This window comes from Kaistia geumhonensis (assembly GCF_030815145.1).
Classification (GTDB): Bacteria; Pseudomonadota; Alphaproteobacteria; order Rhizobiales; family Kaistiaceae; genus Kaistia; species Kaistia geumhonensis.
Genome location: NZ_JAUSWJ010000001.1, coordinates 1,951,516 through 1,974,451, shown reverse-complemented (window position 1 = coordinate 1,974,451; position 22,936 = coordinate 1,951,516). Strand labels below are relative to the sequence as shown.

Below are 22,936 nucleotides of genomic sequence, written 5' to 3'. Positions count from 1 at the left end.
CCTCCGCCGGCCTCAGGAGGCTGGCTTCAGGTGGCGGACGGGGCGGGCGGGGGCGAGCGCCGATGCGGCGCGGGCGATCGCCTCGGCGTCGATGCCGTGATGGCGGTAGAGATCGGCGATCGTGCCCGTCTGGCCGAAATGCTCGACGCCGAGCGAGCGAGTGCGGTGGCCCGCGACGGAGCCGAGCCAGCCGAGCGTCGCCGGATGGCCGTCGATGACGGTGACGAGGCCGCAATGCGCCGGCAGCGGCTCGAACAGCCGCTCGACATGCGAGCGGGCATGGACGAGCCCGCGCTCGCGCGCCCGTCCCGCCGCCGTCCATCCGGCGTTGAGGCGGTCGGCCGAGGTCACGGCGAGGAGGCCGATGTCGCGCCGGTCCTCGGCGAGGAGCCCGGTCGCCGCGATCGCCTCCGGCGCGACCGCGCCCTGATAGGCGATGACGAGTTCGGCGTTCGGCCCCGGCTCGCGCAGCCAGTAGGCGCCGTCGACGATGGCGCGGGAAAGCTCCGGCGTCAGCGGCCGCGGCGGCTGCTCGATCGGCCGCGTCGAAAGGCGGAGATAGAGCGAGCCGCCGGTTTCATCGCGCAACCAGGTGCGCTCGTCGGGCTCGCCATCCGCCTTGGCGCGCTGGATATAGTCGAAGCCGAAGGCGAGGATGGTCGTGAGTTCGTCGACGAAGGCCGGCTCGAAGGCCGCGAGCCCGTCCTGCGCGAGGCCGACCAGCGGCGTGCCGATCGACTGGTGCGCGCCGCCCTCGGGCGCCAGCGTGATGCCGGACGGCGTCGCGACGAGGATGAAGCGGGCATCCTGGTAGCAGGCATAGTTGAGCGCGTCGGCGCCGCGATAGATGAACGGGTCGTAGAGCGTGCCGATCGGCAGCAGCCGCTCGCCGTTGATGGCATGCGAGAGGCCGAGCGCCGAGAGCATCAGGAAGAGGTTCATCTCGGCGATGCCGAGTTCCATGTGCTGGCCGGAGGGCGAGAAGTCCCAGTTGAAGGTCGAGGGGATCCGCTCGGCCTTGAAGAGATCGGCCATGTTCTCGCGCGCGAACAGCCCGCGGCGGTTCACGAAAGGCCCGAGATTGGTCGAGACGGTGACGTCGGGCGAGGTGGTCACGATGCGGCGGGCGAGGTCGCTGTCCTCCCGCGCGATCTCGTTGAGGATCTGGCCGAAGCCCGCCTGAGTGGAAAGCTGCCGCCCGGCTGCCGGCGGTACCGGCAATTGATCGGGAACCGCGACGACCGGCGCGGGACCGCTCTTCTCTCTCGTGGCGAAGGGCACCTCGGCGAGGAACGCCTCGATCTCCGCCGCCGGCGTCGCGAGGCCCTCGAAGCGGTCCCATTCATGGCCGGGCCGCACATGCATCGCCTCGCGAAGCTGCTCGACCTGCGCCGGGGTCATCAACCCGGCATGGTTGTCCTTGTGACCGGCGAGCGGCAGGCCGAAGCCCTTGATCGTGTAGGCGATGAAGCAGGTCGGCCGCTCATGCGTGCGCGCCCTGGCGAAGGCCTCGGTGAGGCTCGGCAGGTCGTGGCCGGCGAGATTGGTCATCAGGCTCGCGAGTTCGGCGTCGCTCCGCCGCTCGACGAGCGCCGTCACCGCCCCCTGGTCGCCGATCTCGTCGAGGAGGCGCCTGCGCCACGCTGCGCCGCCCTGGAAGCAGAGCGCGGAATAGAGCTGGTTGGGGCAGTTGTCGATCCAGTCGCGCAGGCGCTCGCCGCCCGGCTCCGCGAAGGCGGCCTCGAGCAGGCGGCCATATTTCAGGATCACGACGTCCCAGCCGAAATTGCCGAAGATCGCCTCGAAGCGCTCCCACAGGCCCTCGCGGACGACGGCATCGAGGCTCTGGCGGTTGTAGTCGACGATCCACCAGCAGTTCCGCAGGCCGTGCTTCCAGCCCTCGAGCAGCGCCTCGAAGATGTTGCCCTCGTCCATCTCGGCGTCGCCGACGAGCGCCACCATGCGACCCGCCTTGCGCCCGCCGGTCCAGCCCTTGGCGCGGACATAGTCCTGCACCAGCGCCGAGAACAGCGTCTGGGCCGCGCCGAGGCCGACCGAGCCGGTCGAAAAATCGACGTCGTCGGTGTCCTTGGTGCGGGAGGGATAGCTCTGCGCGCCCTTGAAGGCGCGGAAGGCCTCGATCTTCTCGCGGCTCTGGCGACCGAGGAGATATTGGATGGCATGGAAGGCCGGGCTCGCATGCGGCTTCACCGCGACGCGATCCTCCGGCCGCAGCGCCTCGAAATAGAGTGCCGTCATGATGGTGGCGAGCGAGGCGGACGACGCCTGATGGCCGCCGATCTTGATGCCCTCGTCGTTGGGGCGCAGGTGGTTGGCGTTGTGGATCATCCAGGCGGAGAGCCACAGGACCTTCTTCTCCAGCTCGGCGAGGATGGCGGCGGGCCGCCCGGTCTCGGTCAGGACATCCATCGGCACGGCAACCTCCCTTGCTCGTCGCGAACGAGAGATTATCGCCGCTTTGCGCCGACGTCGAACGAAGATGACGCGAGGCGCCGGTCCGTGATACTCGGCTTGCCCGGTAAGGCCCCGGCGCGGCGGCCGGCGAGGACGAGAAACATGACGGCAGCATCGGGCGCGGCTCCGGCGGCGGAATTCAGGGCGAGCGGCGCGGCCGTTCGCGGCTTCATCGAGACGGCGCTCAGCGCTGCCGGCAGCGAGGCGACTCAGGCCGCCTCGGTCGCCGATGCGCTGACGCAGGCGTCGCTCCGCGGCGTCGACAGTCATGGATGCCGGCTGCTCGTCCACTACGCCAAGGTCGTGCGCACCGGCCGCATCAACCCTTCCCCGGCACTCGGCGCCAAGCTCACCGGTCCCTCGACCGTCATCGTCGACGGCGACAACGGCTTTGGCCATCACGCGAGCTTCTTCGCCATCGACGAGGCCATGCGCCTTGCGCGCGAGACCGGCATCGCGGCGGCGGCGGTCGTCAACTCCTCGCATTTCGGCGCCGCCGGCTGCTATCCGATGCGCGCGGCGGCGGCCGGCCTGGTGTCGTTCGCCTTCTGCAATTCGGACAGCTTCGTGCTGCCGCATGACGGAGTCGCGCCGTTCCACGGCACCAATCCGCTGTCCTTCGCCGCCCCGGTGACGGGCAACCGCCCCTATCTCTTCGACATGGCCACCAGCATGGTTCCCTGGAACCGCGTTCAGGACATGGCTGCGAAGGGGCTGAAGCTTCCGGCCGATGTCGCGGTGGACGCGACCGGCAAGCCGACCGTCGAGCCGCTCGAATCGGCGGCGCTGCTGCCGCTCGGCGGCCTCGCCTTCGGACACAAGGGCGCCGGCCTCGCCTCGGTGATGGAGATCCTGTCCGCCGTCATGACCGGCATGCCGCATTGCGCCGACCTGCTCGGCATGGTCGGCCCGGACTGGACCACCCCGCGTCGCCTCGGCCATTTCTTCATCGTCATCGATCCGGAGCGCTTCGTTCCGCGCGCGCTCTACGACGCCGGCATGGCCGCCTATCTCGCCAATCTTCGCGCCTCTCCGGCGCGGGACGGCAAGAGCGTCATGGCGCCCGGCGATCGTGAGTGGAAGGTCGAGGCCGAGCGGAGCGCGAACGGAATTCCGGTCGCGCCGGCGCTGAAGGAGGCCTTCGACACCTTGGCCGGGGAACTGTCGATCGCGCCGCTGCCGCCGGTCGCCTGAGCGGCCGCGCGCTACGGCGCCGGCTGGCTCGCCGTCGCCGCCGCGGTTCCGAACGCCCAGGCGAAGTCGGCCGGAAAGGCGTCATAGACCGCCTTGGCGCCGATCGCGTTGACATGGTGGTCGTCGAAGAACGCGATCGCCCCGTTCTTCTGCGGCATGCAGAGGCGCGCATCGCAGAAGACGTCGATCGGGTCGACGAACCGGGCGTTGGCGAATTCGCCGACGATGCCGCGCATGATCGCCACCGTCTTGGCGCGCCGCGCGTCTTCCTCCGCGCGGGGAACGCCGCAGCGGTCGGTCGAGAAGCCGAGCGCCTCGCTGAGATCGATGCAGTTCAGCGGGTCGGTGCGCTCGAACTTCGGCAGCGGTCCGAGCACGAGCATCCGCCGCGTGCCATCGGCCGTGAAGCGCTGGAGCATGGCGCGGAGGGCGGAGCCGAAGCGCTCCTCGGCCCAGGCCGTGTCCGGCCCGTGATAGAAGCTCGGAACGGCTTCCCAATAGCCGTCGAAGATCGCGAAGCCCGCCTCGGTCCCGAGCTGCGGCAGGAAGCGGTCGAGCCGTTCGGCCATCGGCCCGCAGGCAGCATCGTCGCGGCTGGCAGCGGGATCGAGCATCAGGTTCTGAAGATTGCAGCCGGGGCCGGTGATCTGCAGCAGCCGCGTCCCGTTCCGCTCGGCCTCGAAGCCGAGGCGGGGCTGCATCGCCAGCGCATGCGAATCGCCGAAGAGAACTCCGAGCGACCCCGGCTCGGCGAGACAGGCCAACTGCGCGTCGAGCGATGTCGAAAGGCAGCCGCTGCGGCCGGCGACATCGGCCGCGTCGATGCGGGCCGTCGTCGGGTCGGTACGCGCGCGGTGATAGCCGAGCTCGGCGATCCCGGTGCCCGCGAGCGCCATGAATACGGAGGCGGCGACGCCGCCAAGCGTGATGCGCAAGGCGAGGCGGCTTCCCGGTGCGAGCGTGGAGCGGCGGCGCCAGGCGAGGATCGGCAGCTCGATGAGGATGCGCGTCGCCACGGCCAGCAGCACTGCGAGGGCGACCGCTACGGCGCTCACCAGGGCGGGCGGCGCATCGGTCGGCAGCAGGCGGCCGAAGACGAGCAGCGGCCAGTGCCAGAGATAGAGCGCATAGGAGATCTGGCCGACGAAGACGACCGGTGCCAGCGACAGCAGCCGGCTCGACGGCGACCGAGGATCGACGAGGCCGGACAGGATGACCAGCATGGCGCCGAGAACCGGCAGCAGCGCCGCATAGCCGGGATAGCCGAGCACGCGATCCTCGGTGCCGGTCCCGACGCCCAGCCAGCCGAGGCCGACGAAGCCGACGGCCAGAGCGATCATGGCGAGGCCGGCGAGCCCGGCAAGGCCAGCCATGAGGCGCGAGCTGCGCAGCCAGGGCGTCGCGGCGGCAGCGGCGATGACGCCGCCGGCGACGAATTCCCAGACGCGCCACCAGGCCAGGAAGAAGGCCGGGTTACGCTCGGCGACGCGCAGGTCGACATCGGGCGGCGTGAAGAGGATGCAGCCGATCAGGCTGGCGATCGCGATGATCGTGGCGGCGAGCCCGAGCAGGCGGCGAGGGCGCCACGAGCGCCGGCGGGCGAGGGCGAACAGCCCGGCCATCAGCAGCGGGACGACGAGGTAGAACTGTTCCTCGACCGCCAGCGACCAGGTGTGCAGAAGCGGCTTCAGATCGGCGCTCGTGTCGAAATAGCCGCTGCTCAGCCAGAAATAGACATTGCTGAGAAAGGTCGGCGCGAACACGGCCGATCGGGCGAGGCCGCGTAGGTCCGCTGGCGAGCGCAGGAGGATCGCGGCGATCGCGACCGTGACGGCCAGCATCACGAAATAGGCCGGCAGGATGCGCAGCGCGCGCCGGGCATAGAAATCGAAGATGCCGAAGCGCCCGGCCTCGAGGCCGGCCACGATCTGGTTGATGATCAGGAAGCCGGAGATGACGAAGAAGATGTCGACGCCGACGAAACCGCCGCCGACGCCCGGCACGCCGGCGTGATAGGCAACCACGGCCACGATCGAGATGGCGCGAAGGCCGTCGACATGGGGCTTGTAGCCGCTCTCGGCCGCGGTGACGGGCCTGCCGGGTGATCGGCTTTCGCCAGGGTGGGCATCGGCGCCGAGGCGCATGCGGTAGACCCCGCACTGGGGAGAAGGACGCCGCCTTATGCGTCAGCGGCCGCGCGCTCGCAAGCCTGCGGCAGCCGGGCCACCGGCTGGTCATGCCGCCGATATCGCCATCCGCCCGCTCCGCCTGCTATGTACGGCGCGGCCGGCCGATCGGCCGGCCGGAAGCGCGAGAGACGAAATGCGAGAAGACGACGTCATTCCTTCGGGAGCCCTGTCGCGGCCGCTTGCCGCGCCGCTCGTCGAGGCCGCGCGCCTCAGGGCGGAGGGGCCGCAACTCGACGAGCGCGACGTGGCGCTCTCCCGCCGCCAGTTCGTCGAAGCACGATTGCCGCTCCGGAGCGGCGACGGCATCGTCACCGAAGATCGCACCATCCCGGGTCCCGCCGGTCCGATTCCGGTCCGCCTCTATCGCCGCGCCGGCGCCGAGGGTCCTCTGCCGATCCTCGTTTATTTCCACGGCGGCGGCATGGTGCTCGGCAATCTCGATTCGCACGATCTCGTCTGCCGCCGCCAGGCGGAGCGCGCCGATATCCTCGTGATGTCCGTCGATTACCGTCTCGCGCCCGAGCATCCCTATCCCGCCGCCACGGAGGACGCCTATGCGGGCCTCGTCCATGCGGCGCGGTTCGGCGCCGAGCTTGGCGGCGACCCGGCCCGCATCGCGGTCTCGGGCGACAGCGCCGGCGGCATGCTGACGCTCGCCACCGCGCTGATGGCCCGCGACCGCGGCGGTCCGGCGATCCGTGCCCTGTTTCCGATCTATCCGATGGCCGATCTCGTCGATATCGGGCTGTGGCCGAGCTATGAGCGCCATGGCGATGGCTCGACCGGCCTCACCACCCGCGACGTCGCCTGGTTCGCGGCGCAGTACTGCCCCGATCCGGCCTTGCGCGCCGAGCCCACGGCCTCGCCCATCCGTGCCGATCTCGCATCGCTGCCGCCTGCCTTCATCGCCGTCGCCGAATATGACGTGCTCAGGGACGAGGGCGTCGCGCTCGCGCGAAAGCTCGCCGAGGCGGGTGTCGAGGTCGAGTTCGTTCAGGTCACGGGCGTCAATCACGGCTTCATCGGCAGCGATCTCGGCCTTCCCGAGGTGGACGCCGTGTTCGATCGCGCGATGCCCTGGCTGATGGACCGACTTCGCTGACAGCTCGCTCTGAGCCGAGCCTGCCCGGCGCGCTGAAGGCTCGCCGGGCAGAGCATGACATCACGGCGGACGTCTCCGCCGCCTCAGACCGTGCATTGACCATCCGGACAGATTGCTCGACCGGATGGTCGGGAGGTCACCGACGGCCGCCGCCGCAGTCGTTGATGTTGCTCCGACCGTCGCTGCCGCAGGCGTTCACGGGGACATCCATCATCTGAACAGCGGCCGCATTGTTGCCGCTGCTGGCGCAGCCCGACAGGCCGCAGATCGCCGATACGCTCGATATGACCGCGAGCGAAAGAAGCATTACGCGCATTAAAACCATCCCGTTCCCGATGATAATTCACACCGCCACCCGGCCGCCTCGGGGAATGGTGCGGCGAGGGTCCGGTCCTTCGATCGGCAAGGCCGCGTCGCTCTTCGCGATGCGCAGTCGCCGAAATTCCTCCCTTTGCTCGGCGCTGACGCGGCCGGAGACCAAATGACAGTGCAAACCGCCTCGCGGCTCGAGGCCACCGCGTGCCGGCCTAGAAGGCCACGCTGAGACTGCCGCCGACCGCCTGGTCGGCGCCGCCGTCATACCAGTTGTCCTGATAGAAGATCGACGTCCGAACCGACTGCGTGATGTTCAGGTGGAGCGTGCCGCTCACGGTATTCTGCACGACATAGTTGCCTGCGATGTAGTTGCGGTTCTCGGGCAGATAGGAAAGAACCGCATACAGCGGCTCGGCCGGATGCAGGACAGCCGTCATCGTAAGGCCGTTGACGGGTTGCGGCTGGTAATACTGGGTCTGCGTCTGGTCGGTCGAATTGCTGAACTCGCCCAGCGAATAGCCGACCTGAAGCTGCGGCAGCCACGGCGCCACGTTTACGCTGACCCGGGGCTGAACCTGCCGGAACGTGCCGAACTCGTACTGCTCCATGGTGAAATTGGCGCCGAGCGCGATCCGCTTCTGGTCGGCGATGACCAGCGGAAGCGTATATTGCGGCGAGACGTAAGCCGCCCACTGATAGGTGTAGAGCGTGCCGAGGCCGAAGCCGGCCATCATGTTCAGGCTGAACTCATCGTTCGGGTGGTAGCCGAAGCCTCCGACGAAATTCCACAGTTCGATGGACGATTGCCGCTGGTAGAGCTGCTGTCCGAGCAGGGACCAGTCATCCGTCAGCTTGAAAGAGAGCTGCGCGATCTCGGTGTAGAGATCGGGCTGTGCGGGACCGCTCGTCCACGCCTGCACATTGCCGGAGATCGTCACCGGAAGCGGCCCGCCCTGACGGCTGAGATCGACCTGGTCGCTCGTCGCCTGCAGATGACGCGGATTGCCGAAGAAGTTCGTCATCGGCTGCGTCGCCGGTGCCTCGGCCGTCGTGCTCCGGGACGTACAGGTCCCGCACGGGGCCGATTGCGCGGCCGCGTGCTCGACGGCGCAACCCGACGACACCGCGGCGAGAATGGCCAGGAGCGTCCGCGGCCGAAGCCGCGGGCGCTGCGTCACCATCGCGCGATCACGCATCGCAGCGCCTAACGCTCACTCTTGGTCGGGAAGTACCACTTGCCATCCTTGATCGGGAGGAAGGACCCGTCATCCACGCCGACTTCCGCAGCGATGAGATCGTTCATGACCTTGTTCAGCGACACCAGCAGATCGCCATTCGTCTTGGTATCCATGGCGAGATTGTTCATCTCCTCTGGATCTTCCTGAAGGTCGTAGAGCTCCAGATCGTTCTTGGCGATCAGGTCCTCGAGGGTCGTCGGCGTGTTGAAGTCGGTCTGCCCGAAATAGCGGGAGAAGCGATAGCGCCCGTCGAAGATGCTCCGGATCCCCACGCGCTCCGAGAAGTCCGGATCGTTCTTCAGATAAGTCTGGATCTTCTCGTCATTGCTGACGCTGCCGGAGAAGGTCATCTTGACGAAATGCTCGGCCCAGGTGACGTCCTGGTAGGAGAGCATGTTGTAGTTGAACAGCGAGGCCGGCCTGATCGCATCGACCTTGGCGGTCGTCGGCGACGTCAGCAGGCCGGAAAAGTCGTGTCCCTTGAGACCGTCGGCGGCCTTGGCCTGCAGCGACGGATCCGCGCCGGTCAGCGCGATCAGCGTCGGCGCAAGATCGAGCTGCGAGGTGATCGCCTCGCAGCTCACGCCGCCCGGATAGGCCGGATGATAGATGATCAGCGGCACATGGTTCTGCTCCTTGTAGGTGCAGTTGCCCTTGCCGCGCATCTGGTGATGGCCGCCGAGTTCGCCATGATCCGCGTTGAACACGATGATGGTGTTCTTGTCCATGTTGTTGTCCTCGAGCGTCTTGAGGACATGCATGATCTGGCGGTCGCAGTCGCGGATGCAGTTGTAATAGTAGTTGCGCAGCACGTGCCAGCGGCGATCTTCGTCGGGCCACGCGCCCACCATCATGTCCTGGATTTCCTGGTAGATGGCATGCGCCTTCGGCCGGCCCGGCGCATCGAGCGGCTGGCTGCGGCTGAAAGGCAGCGGAAGATCATCCCAGCGCTCCTGGTAGAGCTGGTCTTCGGGCGTCGGGAAGATCTTGATCGCCGCGTTCTTCCCCTGGACGACATGCCCCGGAAGATCCGAGTTGATATACATGACGTCGTGGGGATTGACGAAATTGACGGCGAGGAACCAGGGCTGCCCCTTGGCCTGCAGCGCCTGACCCTCGCGCCGCATCCAGCTCCTGACGCGGTCGGCCGTGAAACCGTCGAACGTATAGCCGCCAAGGCCGCTATCGATCAGGTCGCCGACGCCGAAGAAATCGTCGAAGCCGTAACTCTTGATGATGTCGCGATAATCCGACATCGGCGCGTCGATCGGGTTCGTCGTCTGGTCGAGATTGGCGCTCATGTGCCACTTGCCCTGATAGGTCGAGTGGTAGCCGAGCTCGCTCATGCGGCTGCCGATCGTCGTGACCGACGTCTCCATGTCCGGCTGCCAGAGGTAGTTGAGGTTGTCGAAGATGCCGGAATGCTGGATGTGCTGGCCGGTATAGATGACGGAGCGGGCCGGCGAGCAGACGCAGGACGCCGACTGGTGGTTGGTGAAGGTGATGCCGCGTTCCTTGAGCCACTCACGCGCCGGAACCGGGAACGGCCATTTCGGGAAGAAGTGCTCCTGGTCCACCAGGATGAAGAGAATGTTGTAGCCGCCGGGCGGCGAGACCGGCGCCTTGATCGGCTGCGCCTGAACCGTGTCGGCCTTGGCCGGCGCGGGCGTCGCGGAGCCGAGCATGGTTGCGCCGACCAGCGTTGCCGGGGCCTTGCCGAGCAGATCCCGACGAGAAATGCCGTTGGAGGAATTGTTTTCAGACATCGACTAACTCTCGCAAAGGATGGCGCCGAGCGCTGTTACCCCGATAGAAAGATACTTAGGCGGCTGCAAAACGCTGAAATTATTGGAGTTTAACGGGTGTTTCCGTGAGCATTCTTTGCCGAGTTACTCCTGTGCCGCAATGGCGCATCAGGAGATGACGGCTGCAAATCCTGCCCGGTGTGGCTATTCGGCCGATCCGGCCGGTCGTTCCGGACCGTCGGGTGCAACCGACGGCCCGGCTCCGGCTAGGCCTTGTGGCGGACGACGCCGTTCATCATCCCGAGATCGACCCTGGTCTTGTGGATCTCGTGCGGGTCGATCGTGAGGATGTTGCGGTCCAGCACGATCAGATCGGCCATCTTGCCCACCTCGATCGAGCCGATCTGGTCTTCCATGCGCAGCTGGTAGGCGGCGCCCATCGTGTTGGCGTGGATCGCCTCTTCGACGGTGAGGCGCTCGTCCGCGGGGCTGAGCACAGGCGCGTCCGGCTGCCCGATCAACTGGCGGGTGACGCCGACCTGGATGGACTTGAGCGGCTCGTAGGTCGAGAAATAGCCCGCCGCCGGCCAGTCCGTGCCGAACGAGACGCGTCCGCCCTGGTTGAGGATCGTCTTGGTGCGGTAGAGCTTGCTCGCGCGCGGCTGGCCGTAGCGGACGACCATGTTGCCGAGCGTGTCGGGATCGGCCGACGACCAGTTGGCCGAGAACTCCGCCGTGACGTTGAGCTTGGCGAAGCGGGGCGCGTCGGAATCCTCGACATAGACGAGATGGGCGATCGCGTTGCGCCGGTCGCGCGGCGGATTGGTCGCGATCGCCTTTTCGATCGCGTCGAGCGCAACGCGTGCCGTCCGTTCGCCGCAGGCATGGACATGCACGTCGAAGCCGGCGGCGTCGACCATGCCGATCAGCTCGTGCCACTGCTCTTCCGTGAAAGGCGAACCACCCGTCGAATCCGGCTTGTCGGCATAGGGTTCGATGAGCCAGGCCGTGTAACCACCCTGCGAGCCGTCGCCGACGATCTTGACCACGTCGACATGCACGAGCTCGCTCGCCATGCGCTTGTTGAGGTCCTTCATCGTCTCGACGGTGTTGTCGATCGGCATCGACTTCACGGAATAGGAGCACGACACGCGGAAGGGCAGGACTCCCCGCTTCTCGGCATCGATATAGCGCTCGATGATCCCGCCCTGGTCGCTGCCGACCGGCGGGACGCCGGCGTCGAACACCGTGGTGATGCCGGCGGCCGCCGCCTTGGGCAGCCAGGTCTCGAGCAGCTTCGCCATCGTCTCGGCGGTGATCGGCTCGACCGCGTTGACCAGCCCGAGCACCGCGTTGACCTCGAGCACATAGCCGGTCGGATCGCCCTTCTGGTCGCGGGCGTAGTAGCTGAAGCCCGGAATGGGGTCGGGCGTCTCGCGGCTGACGCCGGCCATCTCCAGCGCCTTCGAGTTCGCCCAGAGGCTGTGGCCGTCGATGGCGAAGAAGAAGGCCGGGCGGTCGGGCAGGATGCGGTCGAGATCGGCACGCGTCGGCCCCTCGGCCGGGAACATGTCGACGCGCCAGCCGAAGCCGCGGATCGGGCCGGTCGGATGCGCCTTCGCATATTCCTCGATCGCCGCGAGCGCCTCGGCGCTGTTGGCGAGCTGGAGATCGACGCCCGAAGTCAGGAACGCGCCGAGGAACGGATGGGTGTGCCCCTCGACGAAGCCCGGCATCAGCAGCCGGCCATTCAGGTCGATGATCTCGGTCTTCGGCCCGGCCATCGCCATGGCACCGGCCTCGTCGCCGACATGGACGATGGTCTTGCCGCGGATCGCGACCGCCTCGGCCGAGGGCGCCGCGCTGGAGACCGTGTAGATGGAGCCGTTGCGGAAGATGAAATCGGCCGGGCCGTCAGCGGCCGATGCCGTTTCCTGTGCCGAGACATCGGTCGCGAGGAATGCCGGCGCAAACGCGGCCGTGGCCGTGAGGGCCGCCCCGCCGCGCAGGATCGACCGGCGACTGAGCGTCCGCCTCTGGCCGAACGCTTCGAAATGGGGCGCCCAATCGCAGGCAATACACATGGATTCCTCCCAGAAGATGTATGAGCGCCGGGCGCACCGGCCGTAAATTGATGATCAGGCCGACGTGAAATCATTCGCCCCGAAAGTCAGGTCGATTTGCAGACAGGGGATGCTAATATTGCGTTGAGAAAAGATCGAAGACTTTTCTGTTTTTTAGGGGTCGGACAGGAGTCAGATTAGGGCCTCGCGGGGGATATCGTCCCTCCGCGCCTGAAAAGGCCCCTTGCCGCGGCTCTGTCGCGCGGCCGGCCCGCCTGCTCTCGAGCGGGCGCTCCCGTTCGCCAGGCGTCAGGCGGCGTCGCCGCTCTTGCCCGCTGCGTCCCAGCGCAGCAGATAGGTCCACACCGCATAGGCGAGCAGGCCGCCGACGATGACCATCCACATCTGCTCGCCCACGACGAGCGCCTCATAGGCGAACCAGGCGGCGACGATGGCGACCAGCAGGATGCGTCGCCACAGCGGCGCGAAGAATGTCCGGTCGTTGCTGTGCATCGCGATCTCCTCCGACGGCGCTTCGGGTGGCGCCTGAAGTCTTGTCGCGGCCGCTTGTCACGGCGTCAAGCCGTCGTGAAACGTTAATCCGGATCGACGCATGCTGGGACGATTGCGCGTCCTTCGGGCTGGCGCGATCATCGGTGTCGTTACGCGGGGCCGGAGCCGGGGAACCGGATGCCGGATCGGACATTCAGGTTTCGATCGGTCGCGAGCCGCTGCTCCGGCCGGGGAGGGGCGCCATGAGCGAACCGATCGGGAGCGTCGTCCAGCAGTTTCAGAATGAGATTCTGGAGGCGATCGCGCTCGGGACGCCCCTGGACGATGTCGCGAACCTCGTCTGCCGCCGCGTCGAGACGCTCGCGCCCGGCGCAATCTGCACGCTGGTCCGGATCCGTGGCGGCGCGCTCCATCCGCTCGCTGCGCCGAGTCTGCCCGCGTCCTATTCGCAGGCGCTCGAGGGGCTTGCGATCGGTCCGACCGTCGGCTCCTGTGGAACCGCGGCATGGCTTGCTCGTCCGGTGACGGTCCGCGACATCGCCGCTGACCCGCTGTGGGACGATTACCGCGCGCTGGCACTTCCCCTCGGCCTCGCCGCCTGCTGGTCAAGTCCGCTGCTCGCCACGGACGGAACGGTGATCGCGACCTTCGCCCTTTACTTCCGCGAGACGCGCGGCCCGTCTCGGTTGGAGAAGCAATTGGTGGAGGCTGTGGTGCATCTCGGCGCCATTGCCATCGAGCGGAGCGATGGCGAAGAGATCCGCCAGCGCCTCTCCCGCTTCGATCCCCTCACCAATCTGCCCAACCGTCGCTCCTTCGAGACGGTGCTCGGCGATCTCTGCGCCGATCCGGCCTCGCATTTTGGCCTGCTTCTCCTCGGCCTCGACAGGGTGGAAACCTTCGTGCCGGCCATCGATGATCCCGGCTCGGATCGGCTCGTCGCGGAAATGGCCGAGCGTTTGTCCCGCCTCGATCGCGGCTTCTGGCCGGCCAGCCTCGGAGGCGACCGCTTCGCCGTCATCGTCGATCCCTGCCTCGATCACGCCTCGCTGAAGGAGGCCGGCGAGTCCGTGATGGCAGCGCTGCATGGCCCCGCCGGACGATCGCGCTTCGGCCCCCTGGACCAGGGGGTCGCCATCGGCGGCGCGCTGTTTGGGCCTGATGGCATTGCGCCGGAGTTCCTGCGCCTCAACGCGGAACTGGCGCTCGCTGCGTCGCGGCGCAGCGGACGGCGCGGCTATCTCCGCTACGAGCCTTCCATGGGGGAGGTTGCGGAGCGGCGCCGTGCCTTGCTGCGCCAGGTGGCGACGGCCCTTGACGAAGATCGCATCCTGCCCTTCTACCAGCCATTGGTGCGCCTCGACAGCGGCCGTATCATCGGTCTCGAGGCCTTGCTGCGCATGCGCCGGCGAGACGGTGCCATCGTGACGGCGGGCGATTTCCAGGCGGCCTTCGCCGACCCCGGCCTCGCTCGCGCCATGACGGATCGCATGCTGGCGGAGGTTGCCCGCGACATGGCGGCGTGGCTCGATGCCGGCATCGATTTCGGCCATGTCGGCGTCAATCTCTCGATGGCCGATTTCGCCGAGGAGGGTCTGGCGGAGCGCCTCGTGGGCGCCTTTGCCTCTGCCGGAGTTCCGCCTGGTCGCGTCGTGCTCGAGATCACGGAACTGGTGGCGATGGACGATCCATTCCGCGACGTCGCGGACACGGTCGGCAGTCTGCGCCGGAGCGGCTTCCTCGTCGCGCTCGACGATTTCGGCACCGGCTTCGCCTCGCTGACGCATCTGATGGCGCTGAAGACCGACGTCATCAAGATCGACCGGTCGTTCATCGACCGGCTGCTGATCGACCATGACAGCGCCGTGATCGTCGCGGCGATGATCGATATCGCGCAGCAGCTCGACCGGCGCATCGTCGCCGAGGGCATCGAGACGCGGGCGCAGGCCGAGCGGCTTGCCGAGATGGGGTGCCGCCTCGGCCAGGGCTTCCTTTATGCCCGCGCGGCCGATGCCGCGACGACGCTGGTGCGACTCTCGGAAAGCGTCCTCACGCCGGCGGCCTGACGGCGTCGGCGGTCGGCTTCTTCCTGGTGATGGCCCAGGTCACCAGAGACATCAGCGAGACCCCGAGAACGATACCGACCAGCCTGCCGAAGGGCGGGCCGATCGAGGAGGGCGGCCCCGTATCCACGAGCGTCACGAGATAGGCGATGGCCGACTGGGTGCCGACATAGGCGTTGGGCGAGCCGGCGAGATGGATGCGCGCGAAGACGAAGAGGCCGATCGCGAGGCACATCAGCCACCAAAGGAAATTGGTCGCGTCGATCCCGATGACCACCAGGCCCGTGATGCCGCCGATGATGCAGCCGAGCACGCGCTGCAAGCCGCGCCGGCGGGTGGCGCCCGCGTCGATATCGACGACGATGAGGCTGGAGATCACGACCTGCGTCAATTGCGGCAGCTGGAACTGCGTCCAGCACACGAGGATCGCCAGCGTTCCGAGGCCCGCGGCGACGGCGAGCCGCATCGCGTCTTCCGGCCGGATGGTCGGCGGATGCGCGACCAGATGCGCGCCCTTGCGTTCGTCGCCGCCCAGCGCCCAGCGTGCGAGCGTCGCCACGACCACGCCGGTCATGATCTCGAAGCAGCGGTTCTCGGCGAAGGCGTGGAGCTCCGCCGGCGAGACCATGCTGGACACGATCACGATCAGGAAGGTGACGGCGCCGTAGAACCAGGCATAGGCATAGGCGCTGCGCTGGCGGGCATAGATTCCGAACCCGGCAGCGAGCATGGAGGCGAGCGCCTGCGCCACCGGCAGGCCCTCCAGCAGCTGCGCGCCGTAATAGCCGACGAACACGCCTGCGAATGTCCCTGCGATGCGCAATATCCCCTTCGTGAAGAGTTCGTCGCGGTCGGCATGCGCGATGACGACGGCGCTGAGGCCGGCCCAGTAGGGATTCTCGAAGCCGGCCGCGAGCGCGACGAGGACGGCCCCGACGACGCCGACCATGGTCGCGAAGGCGCGCCGCGTCAGCGGATCGATCCCGCTGCTTTCCGTTGGCGCGGCCACGCCTGGCGCCTCAGAACCAGATCAGCGCGCGGGCATCGGCGCCGAGCGGCAGCGCCTCCCCGGCGGGCAGGTCGTCCAGCGTGATCTCCACCGGGAAGCGGCGCGGCAGTCGCACCCAGTCCGTCGAGGGATCGACATAGGGGATGATCCGCTGCGCGTCGGGCGAGCGCGCGATTCCCGCCGCGATGCCGCTGACATGGCCGCCGACGATCCGCCAGGGGCGCGAGCCGATGGTGACCCAGACATCCTGCCCGAGCTTCAGATGGGAGAGATGCCGCTCCGCGACATTGGCGACGATCCGCGGCCGCTCGGCGGTGACGATGGCCATCACCTCGTCGCCGGCCGCGAGCGAGTCGCCCCTCCGCCGGGTGAAGGGGGCAATCCGTCCGTCCACAGGGGCCGCTATGTCGGTCTTCGAAAGCCGATAGCGCGCCTTGCCGAGCGCGGCCTCGGCTGCGCTGAGATCGGCATTGGCGACGGTCACGCGCTGGTTGGCGACGCCGAGATCGGACTGCGCGACGGAAAGGTTGGCGCTCGCCGTCGCTGCGTCGCGGACGGCCTCGTCGAGGGTCGCATCGGTCGAGAAGCCTTCGCCGCTCAGGGCGCGCGAGCGCGACAGCGCCGCATTGGCGTTGCTCAGCACCGCCTCGGCCGACACGACGGTCGCCTTCGCCGCCGCCACCTGGTCTGTAGCCAGCGCGAGCCCGGCCCTGGCCTGCGCCAGCGTCGCCTCGGCCTCGGTCACGTCGAGCGCATAGGGCGTCGTCTCGATGGTGAACAGCGGGTCGCCCGTCTTGACGGCCTGGTTGTTCTCGACCGCGATGGCCGCGATCGGTCCGTCGACCTCGGCAGAGAGGACCACCACGTCGGTCGTGACATAGGCGTCGCCGGTATAGGCGAAGAACTGCACCGAGAGTTCGTAGAGGGCGAAGAACAGGATCACCACGCCCACGATGAGGCGGACGGGGTGGTCGAGCAGCCGTCGCAGCATGCTGTCGTCTCTGCGGTTCGTGGGAGGACCGGTCGCTGCAATCTGCCGCGCCGGGCCGGGCCTGTCCATTGCCTCTCTTTCGTCGAGAAACGTTGACGAATGTTGACAAATGTCTTCCATACAATGCCATTTTGTATGGATATTCGGCATTCGAAACAGGCGAGGGCGCGTTGGCCGACTGGGTTCCGAAGGTGAGCGGCCGCTCCGGTCCGGTCTATCGGGCGATCGTCGATGCGCTCGGCGACGATATCGCCGCCGGCCGCATCGCGGAGGGCGAGCGGCTGCCGCCGCAGCGCCAGCTCGCCGCCGCGCTCGGCATCGATTTCACCACGGTGACCCGCGCCTATGCGGAGGCGCAGCGCCAGGGGCTCGTCGAGGCCCGGGTCGGGCGGGGAACCTTCGTGCGCCGCCGCGCCGCGCCGCTGCCGTCCGGCCGCATCGACCTCGCGATGAACCTGCCGCCGCGCCCCGTCGATCCGCGGCTCGCGCGGCGGCTGTGGCGGAGCATGACGGAGCTCGGCGACGAACGCGGCATCGACCTGCTGATGCGCTACCAGGCACCGGGCGGGACGGCGGAGGATCGCGCGGCCGGCGCCGCCTTCCTCGCGCCCCGGCTGCCGGGCCTCGATCCGGCCCGCGTTCTGGTCGCGCCGGGGGCGCAGGGAGCGCTCGCCGCGCTGATGCCGCTCGTCGCCGCGCCGGGCGAGACCGTCCTCGCCGACACGTTCACCTATCCCGGCTTCCGGGCGCTTGCGGCGCGGCTCGGCCTCGCCCTCGCGGGCGTTCCGGCGGACGAGGAGGGCATGGACCCCGCCGCGCTCGACGCGCTCGCCGGCACGACGGCCGCGAAAGTACTCTATATCAACCCCACGCTCGCCAATCCGACGACCGCGACGATCGGCACCGCCCGCCGCGCTGCCATCGTGGCGGTGGCGCGGCGTCGCGGTCTCGTGATCGTCGAGGACGATGCCTATGGCGCGCTGCCGGCCTCGCCGCCGCCGCCCTTCGCAGCGCTGGCGCCCGATCTCGCCTGGCATGTCGCCGGCCTTGCCAAATGTCTGTCTCCGGCGCTGCGCATCGCCTATTGCGTCGCGCCGGACGAGCGTTCCGGCGAGCGTCTCGCTGGCGCCATCCGCGCGGTCGCGACCATGGCTTCGCCGCTCGCCGCGGCGATCGCGACACGCTGGATCGGCGACGGGACGGCCGCCGCCATGCTGGAGGCGATCCGCGCAGAGACGGTCGCCCGGCACGCGCTCGCGACCTCGATGCTGCCGCCCGGGCTGCTGCGTGCGGACCCCGCCGCCTTCCATGGCTGGCTGACCCTGCCGCCGCGCTGGCGGCGCGGCGAATTCCTGGCCCGGCTGGGCGGCCTCGCGATCGGCGCCGTTCCGAGCGAGGCCTTCGCGCTCGGGCCCGCGCCCGAGGCGCTCCGCCTCGGCTTCGGCGTCGCGCCGGACCGCGAACGCTTCACGGAGGGCCTCGCCCGTATCGCCGCCCTCCTCGCCGAGGAACAGGCCGACGAGGCCCTGGTTGTGTGACAGACCGGCTGCGGCGCATTGTCAGGCTTCCGCAGGGCAAATTGTATGCATACATTACGCCCGTCCGGCTCCCCGGAGCGAGAGGGTTTTCGTCAATGTCCGATCGACAGGATTCAACGTCCGATCAACAGGATTCAACGAATCGCGACGTTTTCAGACGTTCCGAATGGCCGCCCATCAGTCCGATGCGCGCCGGTCTTCGTTGCCGCTGCCCGCGATGCGGGGAGGGTCGCCTGTTCGACGGGTTCCTCAAGCTTCGACCCTCATGCGAGGTCTGCGGTCTCGACTATTCCTTCGCCGACCCGGCGGACGGTCCTGCCTTCTTCGTCATCTGCTTCGGCTGCATCCCGAGCGTGGTCATGGCGCTGTGGATCGAGACGGCATTCTCCGCTCCCTACTGGGTGCATCTCTTCACCAGCCTGCCCTTCATGCTGCTGACCTGCATTCCCCCGCTGAGGCCGCTGAAGGGCTGGCTGATCGCCAGCCAGTATTATTACAAGGCCGAGGAAGGGCGCCTCGCCGACCCGCCCTCGTCGCGAGGCGCCGACTGAGCGCTCAGTCGCGCGCCAGCAGCCGGTCCGACGCCAGCCAGAAGGGCGGCAGGCAGAGCGGAGTCGAGGAGAGCGGAAGGATCGACGGCTTCAGGGCAACGCCGATCTCGTCCGCCATGAAGGCGCGCCGGGCCTCGATCCGCGCCGCCACCTCGGGATAGAGAGCGGCGAGTTCGGCGCGCAGCGAGGCGTCGGCGAAGGTGACGGCGTCCTCGCAGTTGAGCGCCCAGCCGTCGGGCATCGGCACCGGGATCACATCGATCTGGAACGGCATGCCCGAAGTAAGTCGCTCGGTCGAGCCGGGGCGGACGGGCGAATGCACCCATTCGTCGTGGCCGACGAGATGGCCCGGATTGAGGGCCGAGCCGAGCCCGCCGCGGGCGAGCGTCGCCGTGACCTCCTCGAAGAGGTCGCCGCCGGCGACGCCGATATCGGCGGTCTCGTACCACGATAGCAAGCCGGCGAAATAAGCCTTCGCGACGTCGAGGAAGGCGTCGTCGCCATCATTGGCGAGGCCGGCGCGCGAGGAGAGGCCGCCCCAGTAGCTGACCGCCGTGGTGACGCCGTCGCCGCGCCGCACGATCCGCCCCGTCGGGCTGCGCAAACCGACGACCGGCTCGCCGGCGCGGGCCGAGGCGAACATGACATGGGCGTTCAGAGCCTCGCCGGCATAGCCCATCCGCGCCGTGGCGGCATATTCGCTGTCGCCGTCGCGAAGGCCGGAGACGATGCGCCAGACGGCGGCGGAGGCGCGGGCGGCGCCCCATTCGCCGGCGGCGATCTGGTGCACGTCGACGACGGCTCTCAGGCCCGTCTCGGGATGCATCAGCACGGGTGTGACGTCGCTCACCGCAGCCGGATCGCCGACGACGAGGCGAAGCGTATCGACCACCAGCGCCGACGCCTGGAAGCTCGGCAGCGGCCCTTCCCATTCCTCGGCGCCGAGATACTTCCAGCCGGCGAGACCGATCGTGGCGCCGCGGCCGATGCCGCAGTCGCGCAGCACTGCCGCGAGATTGGGTTTCCGGCTCCGATCCTGGCCCATGAGGCTGAGGGTCTGGCAGAGCACGATCTCGATTCCCGCCAGGCCCGCAAGCGGCGCGTAGGACTGGCACTCGTTGCCGACGACGAGGATGCGCCGGTCGCCCGGTCCGAGCAGCAGCAGCGCCTCCTCGAAACGCGGCTCGAAGCCGGTGAGGAAAGCGATATTGGCGTTATGCTCCCGGTCGGCATAGACGACGACCCAGTCGGTCCCGGCGCGCTCCGTCAGCGCCCGCGCACGGGCTTCATAGGTCGCGGCCGGAATGGCCGGACGGTCGAGCGGCACGCCGAAATCGGGGATTCGGACGGTCCGCAGCGAAATGGTCATGACGTTTCCTCTGGCTTCTCGGCTCTTCCCGTCAGGCTGCCCGATCGGCGCGGGGCTGTCGAGCGGCGATCAGGCGGGAAGCGGCACGAGAGGGGCAGCGGTCGATTCGCGAATGACGAGCCTCGGATCGAACATGATTCGTCGTCCCGTTGGCGGGCGCTTGCTGGCGATTTGGTCCAGAAGGGTTTCGATGGCGCATTCGGCCATTTCGGCCGCCGGCATCGAGACGACCGTCATCTGCGGGTTCATGATCTCCGGCCACTCGAAATCACCGATTCCGACGAGGGATATGTCGCGCGGACATGCGAGGCCCGACGACACGACGGCTCGCATCATGCCCACCATCATGAGGTTGCTGAAGGCGAAGATGGCGCTCGGCGGCTCGGGGAGCGCGAGCAGCGCGCGGCAGGCCTCGAAGGCCTGGCTCTGGTCGAAATTGGCGGCCACGATCAATTCCGCCTGAGGCTCGATTCCATGTGCGCGCAGCGCATCGAGGCAGGCCTCCAGCCGCTCCTCATGGGTCGAGACATGCGGCCGCCCGCTGAGCACACCGATCCGGCGATGGCCGAGGCCGGCGAGATAATCGATCGCGATCCGGCTGGCCTTCGCCTCGTTGAGGGTGATGGCGTCATAGGGCGTCGCCGGGACATTGCTGCTGAAGAGCACGGTCGGCACATTGATTTCGCTCATGAGGCGCTGACCATGCTCGGCGTCAGACCGCGTCGAGATCAGGATCATGCCGGCGACCCGCTGCGCGCGCATCATCTTCAGGATGCGCATCTCGTGGTCCACGTCCTCGTCGGTATTGTAGACGAAGGTCATGTAGCCGGCCCGCATGCAGACCGTCTCGATGACGCGCGCGACCGTCGAGAAGAACGGGTTGGTGATGTCCGGCAGGATCAGCCCGATCAGCCGGGAATCGCCGCTCCGAAGCGCTTTCGCGGCGCCGTGGGGGAGATAGCCGATCGCGGCGATCGCGTCCTCGACCCGCTGGATCACCTCCTCGCTGACCGGCGCCGAACGGTTGATCACCGCCGAGACGGTCGATATGGCGACGCCGGCGCGCTGGGCGACATCCTTGATGGTAGGCACGATTCCTCACTTGCGTTCTCAGGTCGCCAGTGTATTACTCGAAACGTTTCGTGCAAGCGCCATGACGCAAGACGATCCGCCGAGGAGGGCTGATCGCCGGCCATTGGGCTCACGCGGCACGAAACGTTTCGACAACGATGGGGCAGCCATCGGACGCCGGCCCCCGAGGCTGGTGCGAGCGGAGGAGAGGAACGTGCTCAGGAAACTTGCGAAATATGCGCTGTCGGCCGCGCTCGGCCTTGCCGCTGTGTCGGCGGCGAGCGCCCAGTCCGACGAGACGGCGACGCTGAAGCTGATGTCCTTCGGCGGCGAGGCGCAGACGACAGCGATCAAGAACGCCATCGCGCGCTTCAACAAGAACTATCCGAACGTCAAGGTCGAGCTGACGATGGATCCCATCTCGACCGGCTGGGGCGACTATGTCACCCGCGTTCTCAGCCAGTTCAACGCGCGCAACGCCGCCGATGTCTACGGCACGGCGATCGAGACCTTCCGCACCTTCGAGACGAGGAAGCTCTTCATCCCGCTCGACGACTACATCGCGCAGAATCCGGGCTATTCGGATTTCGCGCCCAGCCTGTTCCAGCAGTCCTCCTGGGAAGGGAAGACCTATTTCATCCCGATCGGCTGGAACAACATCATGATCAACTACAACCGCACCCTGTTCAAGGATGCGGGGCTCGATTATCCGAAGCCGGACTGGACCTGGGACCAGTTCCGCGAGACGGCGAAGAAGCTGACCAAGCGCGACTCGGCCGGCAATGCCGTGCAGTTCGGCTATGAGGTGCCGAACCAGTTCTTCTTCGTCCAGCCCTGGTTCTTCTCGAACGGCACGTCGATCCTGACCGACGACTGGAGCCATTCGAACATGCTCGATCCGAAGGTCGCGGAATCGCTGCAGTTCCTCAAAGACCTGATCCATGTCGACAAGGTCTCGCCGATCCCCGGCAAGGATACGATGGACAACCAGTTCAATGCCGGCCAGGTCGCCATGATCTCGCGCGGCCACTGGATCATCGAGAACGCCAAACGCGCCAAGCTCGACATGGACGTGACCTTCCCGCCGCAGAAGGAGACCGGCATCACCGTGATCGGCTTCGGCGGCTATGCCGTGTCGCGCACCTCGGAACATCCCGAGCTCGCCAAGGCGCTGGTCACCGAGCTGACCTCCTTCGAGACGCAGAAGGAGGAAGGCGAGGGCGGCGGCGGCGTTCCGGGCCGCAAGTCGGCGGCCGATACCGAGGCGTTCCTCGCCTTCCCGCCGAGCGCCGCGCTCTATTACCAGTCGCTGCCCAATACCAAGCCCGTTCCCTCGCCGGCCAACTTCCAGGAAGTCGAGAAGATCTTCATCCGCAACTATCAGGCCATGATGGCGGACGAGATCTCGATCGCCGACGGCGTGAAGAAGACGCATGAAGAGCTCGAAGCCTCCTTCAAGCGCCTGGCCGCCAAGGGCGGCTAGGGGCGACGCGTCCGGCGGCGTTCGCCG

16 protein-coding genes are annotated in these 22,936 nt (G+C 67.8%); 6 read left to right on the top strand and 10 right to left on the bottom strand.

What is annotated here, in order from left to right; translation table 11 throughout:
- Positions 1-12 precede the first annotated feature (12 nt).
- Entirely contained in the window at positions 13-2,430 is a 2,418-nt protein-coding gene (locus QO015_RS09305) for a thiamine pyrophosphate-binding protein (protein WP_266282392.1), read from the bottom strand.
- A gap of 147 nt (positions 2,431-2,577) precedes the next feature.
- Between QO015_RS09305 and QO015_RS09300 the strand changes: the two genes are divergently transcribed.
- Entirely contained in the window at positions 2,578-3,669 is a 1,092-nt protein-coding gene (locus QO015_RS09300; protein WP_266279865.1) for an Ldh family oxidoreductase, read from the top strand.
- An 11-nt stretch (positions 3,670-3,680) separates the two neighbouring features.
- Here the strand turns inward: QO015_RS09300 and QO015_RS09295 are convergent, their stop codons facing one another.
- Positions 3,681-5,813 carry an acyltransferase family protein gene (locus QO015_RS09295; RefSeq protein WP_266279866.1) on the bottom strand — a complete coding sequence of 711 codons (2,133 nt, stop codon included), beginning with the start codon at positions 5,811-5,813 and terminating at the stop codon, positions 3,681-3,683.
- Positions 5,814-5,991: 178 nt separating this feature from the next.
- On the opposite strand from QO015_RS09295, the gene QO015_RS09290 reads away from it, so the two are divergent.
- A complete protein-coding gene (locus tag QO015_RS09290; protein WP_266279868.1) occupies positions 5,992-6,960 on the top strand; it encodes an alpha/beta hydrolase in 969 nt (322 codons plus the stop codon).
- 527 nt (positions 6,961-7,487) lie between these two features.
- Here the strand turns inward: QO015_RS09290 and QO015_RS09285 are convergent.
- The 4 genes from QO015_RS09285 to QO015_RS09270 all read right to left on the bottom strand — a co-directional run bounded on the left by QO015_RS09285 (position 7,488) and on the right by QO015_RS09270 (position 12,834).
- The gene (locus QO015_RS09285; protein ID WP_266279869.1) at positions 7,488-8,297 is read right to left on the bottom strand and encodes a hypothetical protein; all 810 of its coding nucleotides are present in this window, start codon (positions 8,295-8,297) and stop codon (positions 7,488-7,490) included.
- 182 nt (positions 8,298-8,479) lie between these two features.
- Positions 8,480-10,279: a sulfatase family protein gene (locus QO015_RS09280; RefSeq protein ID WP_266279870.1), complete on the bottom strand. Its 1,800-nt coding sequence runs from the start codon at positions 10,277-10,279 to the stop codon at positions 8,480-8,482.
- Between the two features lie 245 nt (positions 10,280-10,524).
- A complete protein-coding gene (locus tag QO015_RS09275; protein ID WP_266279872.1) occupies positions 10,525-12,342 on the bottom strand; it encodes an amidohydrolase in 1,818 nt (605 codons plus the stop codon).
- Between the two features lie 288 nt (positions 12,343-12,630).
- On the bottom strand, positions 12,631-12,834 hold the full coding sequence (locus QO015_RS09270) for a DUF3329 domain-containing protein (protein WP_266279873.1): 204 nt from the start codon (positions 12,832-12,834) through the stop codon (positions 12,631-12,633).
- A 242-nt stretch (positions 12,835-13,076) separates the two neighbouring features.
- Between QO015_RS09270 and QO015_RS09265 the strand changes: the two genes are divergently transcribed.
- Positions 13,077-14,900 (top strand): putative bifunctional diguanylate cyclase/phosphodiesterase, encoded by a 1,824-nt coding sequence (locus tag QO015_RS09265; RefSeq protein ID WP_266279874.1) that lies wholly within the window; start codon positions 13,077-13,079, stop codon positions 14,898-14,900.
- Here the strand turns inward: QO015_RS09265 and QO015_RS09260 are convergent.
- Positions 14,884-15,906, bottom strand: a complete 1,023-nt coding sequence (locus QO015_RS09260) for an FUSC family protein (protein WP_266279875.1) — start codon at positions 15,904-15,906, stop codon at positions 14,884-14,886. The genes QO015_RS09265 and QO015_RS09260 overlap by 17 nt on opposite strands.
- A 10-nt stretch (positions 15,907-15,916) precedes the next feature.
- Complete coding sequence (locus QO015_RS09255) at positions 15,917-16,897, bottom strand: HlyD family secretion protein (RefSeq protein ID WP_266279876.1); 981 nt, start codon at positions 16,895-16,897, stop codon at positions 15,917-15,919.
- Between the two features lie 170 nt (positions 16,898-17,067).
- Here QO015_RS09255 and QO015_RS09250 point away from each other — a divergent pair, with 170 nt between their 5' ends.
- Positions 17,068-18,435 carry an aminotransferase-like domain-containing protein gene (locus QO015_RS09250; protein WP_266279878.1) on the top strand — a complete coding sequence of 456 codons (1,368 nt, stop codon included), beginning with the start codon at positions 17,068-17,070 and terminating at the stop codon, positions 18,433-18,435.
- Between the two features lie 185 nt (positions 18,436-18,620).
- Positions 18,621-18,986 carry a DUF983 domain-containing protein gene (locus QO015_RS09245; protein WP_266279880.1) on the top strand — a complete coding sequence of 122 codons (366 nt, stop codon included), beginning with the start codon at positions 18,621-18,623 and terminating at the stop codon, positions 18,984-18,986.
- 4 nt (positions 18,987-18,990) lie between these two features.
- Here the strand turns inward: QO015_RS09245 and QO015_RS09240 are convergent, their stop codons facing one another.
- The gene (locus QO015_RS09240) at positions 18,991-20,355 is read right to left on the bottom strand and encodes a M24 family metallopeptidase (protein ID WP_266279881.1); all 1,365 of its coding nucleotides are present in this window, start codon (positions 20,353-20,355) and stop codon (positions 18,991-18,993) included.
- Positions 20,356-20,424: 69 nt separating this feature from the next.
- Positions 20,425-21,447 (bottom strand): LacI family DNA-binding transcriptional regulator, encoded by a 1,023-nt coding sequence (locus QO015_RS09235; protein WP_266279883.1) that lies wholly within the window; start codon positions 21,445-21,447, stop codon positions 20,425-20,427.
- A gap of 193 nt (positions 21,448-21,640) precedes the next feature.
- On the opposite strand from QO015_RS09235, the gene QO015_RS09230 reads away from it, so the two are divergent.
- On the top strand, positions 21,641-22,909 hold the full coding sequence (locus tag QO015_RS09230) for an ABC transporter substrate-binding protein (protein ID WP_266279884.1): 1,269 nt from the start codon (positions 21,641-21,643) through the stop codon (positions 22,907-22,909).
- Positions 22,910-22,936 lie beyond the last annotated feature (27 nt).